Below are 11,365 nucleotides of genomic sequence, written 5' to 3' on the forward strand. Positions count from 1 at the left end.
AATGAGCCCGATCAGTGAAGCCGAAGCCATCGTGATGGAAGTGCTGTGGCAGCAGTCGCCGCGCAGCGCAGACGATGTGGTCGCCGCGCTGGCCCACCGCGACTGGGCCGAGCCGACCATCAAGACCCTGCTCAACCGCCTGCTGACCAAGGGCGCCATTGCCGCCGAACGCGACGGCCGTCGCTACCTCTACCTGCCGCTGCTGCAACGCCAGGCGTGGGTGGACATGCAGAGCCAGGATTTCATCGGCCGCGTGTTCGATGGCCGGGTGGCGCCGCTGGTCGCCCACTTCAGCGAGCGCGGGCGGCTGACGGCACAGGACATTGCCGAACTGAAGAAGCTGATCCAGGAGATGGACGATGAATGAGCTGCTCGATGGACTGTGGCAGGCCAGCCTGGGGCTGGCGTTGGGCGTGCTGCTGCTGGCGGCCGCGCGGCCCGTGCTGGTAGCGCTGGGTGGTGCGGAACTGGCCTATCGCAGCTGGTGGTTGCTGCCGCTGCTGTTGCTGGCCCTGCTGCTGCCCGTGCCGGCCTTGCCAGTGCTGCAGCACGTGCCCACGCTGCCATTCAAGGTGGTGCCGGGCACCTTGGAAGGGCCTGCCGCGCAGTTGCCGCTGTGGCCGTGGCTGCTGGCCGTGGCCTGGGCGCTGGGTGCCGGCCTGCAGCTGCTGCGCGCGCTACGTGCGCAACGCCGTTTCGAGCAGGCGCTGGGCCCCCTGCAGGCGCGTGCCGATGGCAGCTGGCAGGCCAGCGCCGACCCCGGCCTGCCCGCGCTGGTGGGGCTGTGGCGGCCGCGCATCGTGGTCGGCCCGCACTTCGACCAACAGTTCGATGCCCATGAGCAGGCCCTGATCCTGCTGCACGAACGCAGCCATCGCCGCAACGGCGATCACTGGGCCAATGGCGGCCTGCTGCTGGCGCGCACGGTGTTCTGGTTCCACCCGTTGCTGTCCTGGGCCGCGCGCCGTTTCCTGCGCGACCAGGAACTGGCCTGCGATGCACGCACCGTTGCCGCGCAGCCCTCGCAGCGCCGTCTCTACGCCAGCACGCTGCTGAAGGCGCAGCTGGTCCACCCGGTTGCGCCGATGGCCTGCCATTGGCGCAGCCAACCCGTGTTGAAGGAGCGTATCGCCATGTTGAAGCAGTCGAAACGGAAGGCATTGCCGAAATTGTCGGGCCAGCTGTTGCTGGTGGGTCTGTGCATGGGTGGGGCGGCGTTGGCGTGGGCCAGCCAGGGGGCCGGTGGTGTAGAGCGCGTTGCGTCAGCGGGCGCGGGCAATCGCGATATCCAGATCGACAAGATGCCCCCGCCCAGCTATCCGCGCTCGGCGTTTGAAAACGGCCAGACCGGCGTGGTCACGCTGCGCCTGGAGGTGGATGCACAGGGCCAGCTGACCGATGTGCGGATCCTCAGCGCCACCAATCCGGGCGTGTTCGACGAAGTGTCCAAGGCTGCCGCGCGCAGCTGGACCTACCGTCCGGCACTGAAGGGCGGCGTGCCCGTGGCGGCCGCGGTGAAGGTGCCGATCACCTTCGCCATGGATGACGATGAGGCCGACGGTGGCCGGAAGTGAGAGGCCTGCCGCTGTGGCTGTTGGCGGCGCTGCTGGCCGGGTGCGCCAGCCATGAACGCCTGACCACGGTCGATACGCGCAACGAGAGCGTCGGCCACCAGCGCCTGCAGCCCAATGCGGCCGGTGGTGCGGGGCAGGTCCAGCCATACACGCTGGCTGCCAGCGAGGGCTACCGGATGCCGCAGCTGTATGCGGCACCGGACCCGGTGGTGGGCGAGCGCGACCCACGCACCGCGTTGCCGCCCACCACGGTCTGCCTGCAGGTGGTGGTGGACGCGCAGGGCGGGGTTGAACGCAGCATGCCGCTGACCGACCGGAAGGAATGCAGCGCGGGTGCAGCGACGGAGAATGGCCCGCTGCTGAAGGCCGCGCAGGATGCGGTCGCGCAGTGGAAGTATTCCCCGGCGGCGGTCTGTCATTTTGCAGCGGGCAACGTGCCGAAAGACCGCAGTGACTGCAAGGGCGCCGACAGCATCGAACCGGTGGCGGTCACCCTGCAGTACGCCTTCACCTTCGAAATCGTGAAAGGCCAGCACGTGGTGCGCACCCAGGGCCGCTAGCGCCTGACAGGAACACGGTAGCGCCGGGCCATGCCCGGCGTGTCCTCGCCGCCGCTCTCAGGCCCCGCCCTGGATATTGGCCTTCACCGCCGGCTGCATCAGCTTCGGTTCGGCCAGGGAGGCATCGCGTGCCTGCCGCACGCTGACAAACGCCGCTTCGTCCACGCCGTCGTGCACGTGGATGTTGTGCGCACGCTGCGCGCCGATGGTGGTTTCATTGGCAATCGCACGGCCACCCGGGCCGTAGTCGTGGCAGACGAACACGCGGGTGGCATCGGGCAGCGCCAGCAGGCGCTGGATGGAGCGGTACAGCTGCGCCGCGTCACCGCCCGGGAAATCACAGCGGGCGGTGCCGCCATCGGGCATGAACAGCGAGTCGCCGGTGAACAGTGCATCGTCGATCAGGTAGGCGATGCTGTCGCTGGTGTGGCCCGGCACCGCGATGATGCGGCCCTGCAGCGAGCCCAGCGCGAAGGTTTCGCCATCGCTGAACAGATGGTCGAAGTGCGCGTGCTGCGCTGGCAGGTCCAGGCCGTAGCGCGGCGCGAAGGTGGCCTGCACCGCGCGGATGCCCTCGCCAATGGCCAGCGTGGCCTGCGGGAACCGCGCCTTCAACCGGCGCCCGGCCGACACGTGGTCGGCGTGGGCGTGGGTTTCCAGCAGCCAGCGCAGCTGCAGGCCCTGCTGTTCGATGGCCTGCAGCAGCGGGCGCACGGGCGCGTCGCTGCTGGCGTCGGTGTCCGGGTCGTAATCCAGGACCGGATCGATCAACGCCGCCTCGCCACTGGCCGGATCACTGACCAGATAGCTGAAGGTATTGCTGTCGCGGTGGAAGAAGGATTGGACCTGGACCGACATGGAACCTCCTCAGCGTGTGCCCAGCACGCGGTTCAGCAGCTGGGCCAGGTTTTCACCGGCCAGCCGCAGCTGCGCCTCGGCCACCGGGCGATAGCGCGCGGTGTATTCATCGCCAATCTTGCGCGAAGCGGGGTAAACGCCGGGTTGCACCGAAATGCGGCAGCTGGCTTCGGCCCAGCGCTGCGGATCCTGCTGCGGGTTGGACTGGCGTGCCAGCTTCGGCGCCGGCAGTGCGCGCAGCACCGGCAGGTAGCCGCTGTCATCCAGCTTGCGGGTGTTGAGCATGCCGCTGTCCCACAGCGAATGCAGGTTGGTACCGCGGTTACCGAACTGCAGCTGGAAATCGTTGCCGCCCTTGTCGTGGCCGTAGCCGGCGTGCATCGGCTGGTGCACGTCACCCACCAGGTGCACCACGAACTTCAGCGCCTGCAGGCGCTCGCCATCGGTCAGTTGGCGGTCGCCCAGGATCGTGCTCTGCGCCTTCAGGGCTTCCACGATGCAGTTGCCGTTTTTGCAGTGCTTGGGGGCTTCGTAATGGCAGCCGTCTTCGGCGATGTTGACGTAGTGCCAGCCGGCCGAGCGGCGGCCCAGGCCGGGGTCCTTGGCGCGCAGCTGGTCGGCCCAGGGCGCGATGCTGGCCAGGGTGGCGCCCGGTTCGGTGGCCAGCAGGCGGTCCACTTCGGCACGGGCCGTGGGGTTCAGGCGGGTTTCGGCCACCTCGGCCACCAGGCGGTGGCCTTGTGCGCCCCAGGCATGGGCGGGCGCGGACAGGGTCAGCAGGGCCGGGGCGAGCGCGGCGGCGAGGAACAGGGAGTGCAGGGCTTTCATCCGCCCATTCTAGCGGCGCCGCCGGGCAGGGAATTGACGCAACGCGGCGCGTCGCCAGCGGCCCGCTGCCGACGCCGCGTTGATCTGCTTGCCGCTAGGCTGGCGCGGCCACGCATGGGGACGGCGATGACCAGCACCGACAGGCGCGTTACCGCAGTACCGATCGACGAATCCGGATTTGCCGTTGCCTTCGACGCACAGGTGCTGTGGCGCATGCGCTGGGCCTGCGCCGTGGCGGCCTGCTTCTCGCTGCTGTTCATCGCGCTGGACCGACAATGGTTGCCGCCCGACATCGGCGCCGTGGTGCTGCGCTGGCGCCTGGGCGTGCTGCTGCCGGCACTGCTGGTGGGCGTGGTGATGACCTATCTGCCGGCGTGGCGCCGCTACCAACAGTACATCGGCGGGGCCATGGTGCTGTGCAGCGGGCTGGCCCTGGTGGCCATGGTGTGGACCGCGCACCACGCCGAAAGTGGCTACCCCTACGAAGGGGTCAGCCTGTTCCTGCTGTTCAACTATTTCCTGTGCGGGTTGCGCTTCAAGGTGGCCACCTTCAACGGCACGGTCATCAGCGCCGCCTTCGTGCTGGCCGAAGTAAACGTGCTGCCGGCCGGGCCGGCCCTGGCCGAGGCGTTGATGTTCGTACTGGCCACCCACGTGGCGGGCATGGTGGGCTGTTACATCTCCGAACGCCAGGCACGCGCCACCTTCATTGCCGAACAGCGGCTGGACGCGCTGGCCAACCACGATGGCCTGACCGGCCTGCTGAACCGCCGCGCCTTCGACCGCCGTGCCCGGCAGATCTTCCAGCACTACCTGCGCACGCCACACCCGCGCGGTGCGCTGCGCATCGCGATGATCGATATCGATTACTTCAAGCGCTACAACGACCACCACGGCCACCCCGCCGGCGACACCGTGCTGCATGCCGTGGCCGCGGCGTTGTCGGCGCAGTTGCGCGACGTGGATTCGGTAGTGGCGCGCTATGGCGGCGAAGAGTTCGTGGCGCTGGGCCATTGGCAGCCGGGCCAGCCGCAGTCGGCACCGTTCGAACAGCTGCGCCAGCAGGTGCAGGCGCTGGCGATCGCCCATGCCGATTCCGATGCGGCGCCAGTGGTCAGCGTCAGCATTGGCGTAGCGCGCTGGCATGACGACGGCGGCGATACCCTTGAACAGGCGCTGGCCAGGGCCGACCAGGCGCTCTACCGCGCCAAGGCCGCCGGCCGCAACCGGGTGGAAGTGGCCGCAGACCAATGAAATCCACCCGCCCCGCCCAATCAAAAAAGCCCCGGCACACACACCGGGGCAACATGCTGCGAGCGTCTTTGCTTGGCGGGTTGCTGCTTGAGACGGGGGAGCGGGGGCGAAGCCCCCGCACTCAGAACATTCCTTAGAACTTGAAGACGTACGACACGCCGTACACCAGCGGATCGATGTTCACCGTGCCGATCTTCTCGCCGTCCAGCTTCACCTTGCTGTCGATGTCGATCCAGCGCATGTCCACGCGCAGGGCGCCCTTTTCGCCAATGGCGAAGTCCACGCCGGCATGCGCGGCCAGGCCCCAGGAGTCTTCCAGCTTCAAGTTGCTGCCGGCCAGCGCGCCGGTGGTGTCTTCGCTGAAGAAGGTGGTGTAGTTCAGGCCGGCACCCACGAACGGGGACACCTTGCCCTTGCTGTTGAAGTGGTACTGCAGGGTGACCACCGGCGGCAGCTGCTTGCTGCTGCCCACACGGCCCAGGCCGTTGATGTTGATGTCGTGCTTGAACGGCAGCGCGGCCAGCACTTCAATGCCCAGGTTGTCGGCAATGAAGTATTCGCCGGTAATGGTCGGCTTCACATCATTGTCCACGTCCACCTTCAGGGTGCCGCCGGCCAGCGAGCCGTTGTTGGACTTCGGCGCGACCTGGTGGACGCCGGCCGAAACGGTCCAGTCGCCCTTGGACTGGGCCATGGCCGGGGCGGCAGCCAGTGACAGGGCGGCGGCCAGGCTGGCCAGGATCAGGGGGGAATGCGTGCGCATGGGGGTGTTCTCGTTGCGGGGTTGATGGGGCCAGTGTCGGCCTCACGCCGCGCTAACGCTTTGATCCGGATCAAATCCCCCCGGCGGCCCCTGCCAGCAGGGGGTCTGGCCCACGGTGGTCAGGCCCGGTTTGCTAGACTTGTGGGCCCTATCCATCCCGCCGCACCTGTCGCGGCCGCAGGAGCTTGAGAACATGGCAATCAAGGTTGGTATCAACGGTTTCGGTCGCATCGGTCGCAACGTCCTGCGCTCGGCGGTGCTGAACTTCGGCGACGACATCGAAATCGTGGCCATCAACGATCTGCTGGAGCCGGACTACCTGGCGTACATGCTCAAGTACGACTCCGTGCACGGCCGCTTCAAGGCCGACGTGGCCGTGCAGGGCAACGACCTGCTGGTGAACGGCAAGAAGATCCGCCTGACCCAGGAACGCGATCCGGCCAACCTGAAGTGGGACGAAGTCGGCGCCGACGTGGTGCTGGAAGCCACCGGCCTGTTCCTGACCAAGGAAACCGCGCAGAAGCACATCGATGCGGGCGCGAAGAAGGTGATCATGTCGGCCCCGTCCAAGGACGACACGCCGATGTTCGTGTTCGGCGTGAACGACAAGACCTACGCCGGCCAGGCCATCATTTCCAACGCGTCGTGCACCACCAACTGCCTGGCCCCGCTGGCCAAGGTCATCAACGACAAGTGGGGCATCAAGCGTGGCCTGATGACCACCGTGCACGCGGCAACCGCCACCCAGAAGACCGTTGACGGCCCGTCCAACAAGGACTGGCGCGGCGGCCGTGGCATCCTGGAAAACATCATTCCCTCGTCCACCGGTGCGGCCAAGGCCGTGGGCGTGGTCATTCCGGAACTGAACAAGAAGCTGACCGGCATGAGCTTCCGCGTGCCGACTTCGGACGTGTCGGTGGTCGATCTGACCGTCGAGCTGGAAAAGGAAGCCACCTACGCCGAGATCTGCGCCGAAGTGAAGGCACAGAGCGAAGGCGCGCTGAAGGGCATCCTGGGCTACACCGAAGACAAGGTGGTGGCCACCGATTTCGTCGGTGAAACCCACACCTCGGTGTTCGATGCCGATGCAGGTATCGCCCTGGACGGCACCTTCGTCAAGCTCGTGTCGTGGTACGACAACGAGTGGGGCTATTCCAACAAGTGCCTGGAAATGGCCAAGGTCGTCGCGGCCAAGTAAGGCCTGCGCAGATCGCCGCACGAACCCCGGCCTGGCCGGGGTTCGTCGTTTATGGGGTCCGGGCATGGCGTAGCATGGGCGGGGTCGACCGCTGCCGTTGGGGCGCGGGTGCGGAGGAAAGACACGCAATGGAAGCCTTGATTGTTCTGGCGGTACTGGCCCTGCTGGCCGTTCCGCTGCTGCTGGTGGTGGCCCTGGTGATGATTGCCGGGTTGCGCCGCCGCGTGGCGGCACTGGAACAGGCCGTGGCCGCGGCGCCCGCGATGTCGCCTACGGCCCCGCCGGTGGCCGCCCCCGTCGCCGTGCCGCCGCATACACCCGCGGCCGATCTGACCGAGCCGGTGCCCGCGCCTGTGGCCGCTGCCACGGCCGCGCCCGAGCCGGCGCCCGTGCTGCCGCCGCACAGACCCGCACCGCCGCCGCCGCTGCCCCCTGAACCCGTGCTGCCGCCACTGCCGGCCGAGCCTGCGCTGCCGAACGTCATCGAGCGCGCTGCCGCCGCCGTCAAACGCTGGTTCACCGAAGGCAACGTGCCGGTGAAGATCGGCATGCTGGTGCTGCTTGCCGGCGTTGCCGCGCTGCTGAAGTACGTCAGCGACCAGGGCTGGCTGGTGGTGCCGATCGAACTGCGCCTGGCCGGCATCACCGTGGCCGCGCTGGGCCTGCTGGGCTTTGGCTGGCAGCAGCGCGAACGGCGGCGCATGTTCGCCTTGGCGCTGCAGGGCGGGGCGATCGGCGTACTGCTGCTGACCGTGTTCGCCGCATTCAAGCGCTACGAACTGCTCAACGCAGGGTTTGCCTTCGGCAGCTCCATCGCCCTGGTGGCCGGGCTGTGCGTGCTGGCCGTGCTGCAGAATTCGCGCACGTTGGCGGTGCTGGGCATCCTGGCCGGCTTCATGGCGCCGCTGTGGCTGTCCACCGGCAGCGGCAACCACGTGGGCTTGTTCAGTTACTACGCGGTGCTCAATGCCGGCATCTTCGCCATTGCCTGGTTCCGCCCCTGGCGCGCGCTGAACCTGCTTGGCTTCGCTTTCACTTTCGGCATCGGCACGTTCTGGGGCGTGCTGCAGTACCGGCCGGAGCAGTTCGCCAGTACCGAACCCTTCCTGCTGCTGTTCTTCGCCTTTTACCTGCTGATTCCGCTGCTGTACGCGCGGCGCCAGCCGGCGGCGCGGCGTGACCTGGTCGATGGCAGCCTGGTGTTCGGCACGCCGCTGGTGGCGTTCTCGCTGCAGGCCGGCATGCTGCACACCCAGCCGATGACCCTGGCGCTGTGTGCGCTGGGCCTGGCGGCGATCTATGCGGTGCTGGCCCGCGCGCTGCTGGCGCGTGCGTCGTACACGGTGCTGGCGCAGTCGCACGCGGTGCTGGCGGTGGGCTTTGCCACGCTGGCGGTGCCGCTGGCGCTGTCGGCGCGTGCCACCGGCGCGGTGTTCGCGCTGGAAGGGGCGGGCCTGGCCTGGCTGGGCCTGCGCCAGCAGCGTTGGCTGCCGCAGGTGGCCGGCGCGCTGCTGCAGCTGGGCGCGGCCTTCGCCTTCGTGGTGGGCGCCGATTACTGGCACGCCGATGGCCGCTTCCTGCTGAACCCCACCGCCATTGGCGCGCTGCTGCTGGCACTGGCCGGGTTTGCCTCGGCATGGAGCTACCAGCAGCGCAGCCGCCATGACGTAGCCCTGGTTTATTACCTGTGGGGCCTGTTGTGGTGGTTCGGCGGGTTTGCCCATGACATCGCGCGCTTCCTGCCGCTGCTGTCGCAGGCCGATGCGCTGCTGGTGCTGGTGGCGGTGACCGGCTGGCTGGCCGCCGAACTGCAGCACCGTCGTCCTGCGCGCGCGCTGGGGCTGACCGCGCTGGGCATGCTGGCGTTGGCCTTCCCGGTGGCGCTGTGGCAGAACGATGCCCATGCCCAGCCGTTCGCCGGTTACGGCGCGCTGGCCTGGGCGGTGTTTGCGGTGCTGGGCGTGCGTAGCCTGCTGTGCCTGCGCCGCAGCAACGGCTGGGTGGCCAGCATCGCGCAGTTCCTGTGGCTGCTGCTGTGGCCCTGCCTGTTGTCGCTGCTGGCCCTGTGGGGCGGCGATGCCGCCGCGCTGGCGCAGGGCTGGACCACCTTGCTGGTCACCCTGCCGTGGTTGCTGCTGGCGGCGCTGTCGCTGTGGCGCTGGAACGCGGTGAGCTGGCCGCTGGGCGAGCGCTTCGCGGCCGCACGCGCGCCGTTGCAGGCCACGCTGTTCGCAGCACTGGCCCTGGCCTGGCTGGGCGCACTGCTGCAGCCGGGCGATGCAGCGCCGTTGGCCTGGCTGCCCGTGCTGAACCCGGCCGAGCTGACCCAATGGCTGGCACTGCTGCTGGGGGCTTACTGGCTGTACAGCGCTGAAGGGCCGATCGAACTGCGGAAGCTGCGGGTGCCGCTGCTGGCCGTGGTCGGCTTCGTCACGCTTACCAGCACCGTGCTGCACGCCGTGCATCATTGGGGCGGCCTGCCGTGGAATGCCAGCATGGCCCGTTCCAGCCTGGCCCAGACCAGCCTGACCGTGCTGTGGAGCGTGCTGGGCGTGATCGCCTGGGTGTGGGGCTCCAAGCGCGGCCAGCGCGTGCTGTGGATGGTGGGCGCGGTGCTGATGGGCGTTGTGCTGGCCAAGCTGGTACTGATCGACCGCCAGCACCTGGGCAACCTGCTGGGCATCGCATCGTTCATTGCCTACGGCCTGCTGTGCACGGTCGTGGGCTATCTGGCACCGGCCCCGCCGGCGGCGCCAACCGTGGAGAAAAACGCATGAAAACCTGGAGCGCGGTGGTCCTGCCGCTGCTGATGGCCGTCACCGGCAGCGTTGCCGCACAGGCAACCGATTACCGCCAGCACTACGCCGAACAATGGCCGTTGAGCCTGTCCAGCGCGCAGTCCGGTGCGTACCGGGTGGTGCTGGAGCCGGCCATCTATCGCCGTGCAGGAACGGCCGACCTGGCCGACCTGCAGGTGTTCAACGCCGCCGGCCAGGCACTGCCGTCGGCGCTGCTGGCGCCGGACCAGCCGCTGGCGCAGGCGCCGGTGCAGCGCGAACTGCCCTGGTTCGTACTGCCGCCGCTGGCCGACGCACAGCGCAACGATCTGCAGCTGCTGACCGAGCGCGACACCGATGGCCGCGTGCGTCGGGTGGAAGCACGCGTGGGCGCTGGCGCGACTGCGAGCGGGCAGGGCGGCTGGCTGGTCGATGCCAGCGTGCTGGGCCAGCAGCCGCTGGCGGCGCTGGTGCTGGACTGGGCCGACAGCGGCCAGCCGCTGCAGGCGCAGGTGCAGGTTGATGCCAGCGACGATCTGCAGCATTGGCGTTCGGTTGCCCGTGACGTGCCCCTGGTGGACCTGCAGCGCGCCGGCAAGCGCCTGCTGCAGCGTCGCCTGCAGATTGATGGCACCACCCGCTACCTGCGCATCCTGCCGCAGGGCAGTGCCGCACTGCCGGCGCTGCGCAGCGTGCTGGCCGAACTGCCACCGGCACCGGCCACCGTGCCCTGGGAATGGGTGCCGCTGCAGCCGCGCACGCAGGGCAAGGGCGAATTCACCTTTGAACTGGATGGCCGTTTCCCGGTGTCGCGCGCCGATGTGGCCAGCACCGGCAACAGTTTGGTGCAGTGGACCCTGTACAGCCGCGACGATGCCGATGCCGAATGGCAGCGCCGCAGCGCGCCGTGGATCGCCTACCAGTTGCAGCAGGGCGCGGCGGGCCAGCGCCAGCAGTCGGCCTCGCAGCCGCTGGCGGGCACCTGGCGCGATCGCTACTGGAAGCTGGTGGCCGACCCCGCGCAGACCGGCGGCACGCCGACGCTGCGCCTGGGTTACCAGCCCGAAGTGATGGTGTTCCTTAGCCAGGGTGCAGCGCCGTATGCGCTGGCGGTGGGCAGCGCCACCGCGCGTCGTGCCGAAGCACCGATCACCGTGTTGATCGAAGAACTAAGGCAGCGTAACGACCCGGCCTGGCAGCCCACGCTGGCGCGTTTCGAAGGCAGCCCGGAAGTGCTGGCCGGTGACGCGGCACTGCAGCCGCAGCGCGACTGGAAGGCATGGTTGCTATGGGCGTTGCTGGGGCTGGGCGTGCTGGTGGTCGGTGGACTGGCGATCAGCCTGCTGAAGCAGAAGCCCGCGCCTTCGGCGTAGTGTCCTGCCAACGGCGCAGCCCCTCGTGGGTGGTTGGTTGGTCGCGTAGAGCAGAAGCCGCGCTTGGCCGGGCGGGGTGGGGCCGCGGGGGACGCCGTGAATCCGTCCCTGGAGCAACTGTGTTGTGGGATGGGATTTTGGCCGTCTGGCAGACAGGCACGGCAAAGCCGGCTGCCGGCC

Annotated in this window: 10 protein-coding genes; 7 read left to right on the forward strand and 3 right to left on the reverse strand. The window is 68.6% G+C overall.

What is annotated here, in order from left to right; genetic code table 11:
• Position 1: 1 nt before the first annotated feature.
• The 3 genes from G4G00_RS07750 to G4G00_RS07760 are packed head-to-tail and all read left to right on the forward strand — an operon-like array spanning position 2 to position 2,134.
• A complete protein-coding gene (locus G4G00_RS07750; RefSeq protein ID WP_108754006.1) occupies positions 2 to 367 on the forward strand; it encodes a BlaI/MecI/CopY family transcriptional regulator in 366 nt (121 codons plus the stop codon).
• Positions 360 to 1,574, forward strand: coding sequence for a TonB family protein (locus G4G00_RS07755; RefSeq protein WP_164272346.1), 1,215 nt, complete (start codon positions 360 to 362; stop codon positions 1,572 to 1,574). Before G4G00_RS07750 ends, G4G00_RS07755 begins: the two co-directional genes overlap by 8 nt.
• Positions 1,571 to 2,134: a hypothetical protein gene (locus tag G4G00_RS07760; RefSeq protein WP_108754004.1), complete on the forward strand. Its 564-nt coding sequence runs from the start codon at positions 1,571 to 1,573 to the stop codon at positions 2,132 to 2,134. Before G4G00_RS07755 ends, G4G00_RS07760 begins: the two co-directional genes overlap by 4 nt.
• Positions 2,135 to 2,191: 57 nt before the next feature.
• Here G4G00_RS07760 and G4G00_RS07765 read toward each other — a convergent pair whose 3' ends face one another.
• Both G4G00_RS07765 and G4G00_RS07770 read right to left on the reverse strand, forming a co-directional pair.
• Positions 2,192 to 2,992 (reverse strand): MBL fold metallo-hydrolase, encoded by an 801-nt coding sequence (locus tag G4G00_RS07765; protein WP_164272349.1) that lies wholly within the window; start codon positions 2,990 to 2,992, stop codon positions 2,192 to 2,194.
• Between the two features lie 9 nt (positions 2,993 to 3,001).
• On the reverse strand, positions 3,002 to 3,820 hold the full coding sequence (locus G4G00_RS07770) for a S1/P1 nuclease (protein WP_108754002.1): 819 nt from the start codon (positions 3,818 to 3,820) through the stop codon (positions 3,002 to 3,004).
• A 126-nt stretch (positions 3,821 to 3,946) separates the two neighbouring features.
• Between G4G00_RS07770 and G4G00_RS07775 the strand changes: the two genes are divergently transcribed.
• Complete coding sequence (locus G4G00_RS07775; RefSeq protein ID WP_164272352.1) at positions 3,947 to 5,074, forward strand: GGDEF domain-containing protein; 1,128 nt, start codon at positions 3,947 to 3,949, stop codon at positions 5,072 to 5,074.
• 133 nt (positions 5,075 to 5,207) lie between these two features.
• Here the strand turns inward: G4G00_RS07775 and G4G00_RS07780 are convergent, their stop codons facing one another.
• Positions 5,208 to 5,837: an OmpW family outer membrane protein gene (locus tag G4G00_RS07780; protein ID WP_108754000.1), complete on the reverse strand. Its 630-nt coding sequence runs from the start codon at positions 5,835 to 5,837 to the stop codon at positions 5,208 to 5,210.
• A 193-nt stretch (positions 5,838 to 6,030) separates the two neighbouring features.
• Here G4G00_RS07780 and gap point away from each other — a divergent pair, with 193 nt between their 5' ends.
• From gap to G4G00_RS07795, 3 genes are all read left to right on the forward strand, one after another.
• A complete protein-coding gene (gene gap, locus G4G00_RS07785) occupies positions 6,031 to 7,035 on the forward strand; it encodes a type I glyceraldehyde-3-phosphate dehydrogenase (RefSeq protein ID WP_019660012.1) in 1,005 nt (334 codons plus the stop codon).
• Positions 7,036 to 7,163: 128 nt separating this feature from the next.
• Positions 7,164 to 9,812, forward strand: coding sequence for a DUF2339 domain-containing protein (locus G4G00_RS07790; RefSeq protein WP_108753999.1), 2,649 nt, complete (start codon positions 7,164 to 7,166; stop codon positions 9,810 to 9,812).
• Positions 9,809 to 11,185 carry a DUF3999 domain-containing protein gene (locus tag G4G00_RS07795; RefSeq protein ID WP_108753998.1) on the forward strand — a complete coding sequence of 459 codons (1,377 nt, stop codon included), beginning with the start codon at positions 9,809 to 9,811 and terminating at the stop codon, positions 11,183 to 11,185. The genes G4G00_RS07790 and G4G00_RS07795 overlap by 4 nt, the downstream gene beginning before the upstream one ends.
• Positions 11,186 to 11,365 lie beyond the last annotated feature (180 nt).

This window comes from Stenotrophomonas sp. B1-1, assembly GCF_010894375.1.
In the GTDB taxonomy this organism is placed as follows: domain Bacteria; phylum Pseudomonadota; class Gammaproteobacteria; order Xanthomonadales; family Xanthomonadaceae; genus Stenotrophomonas.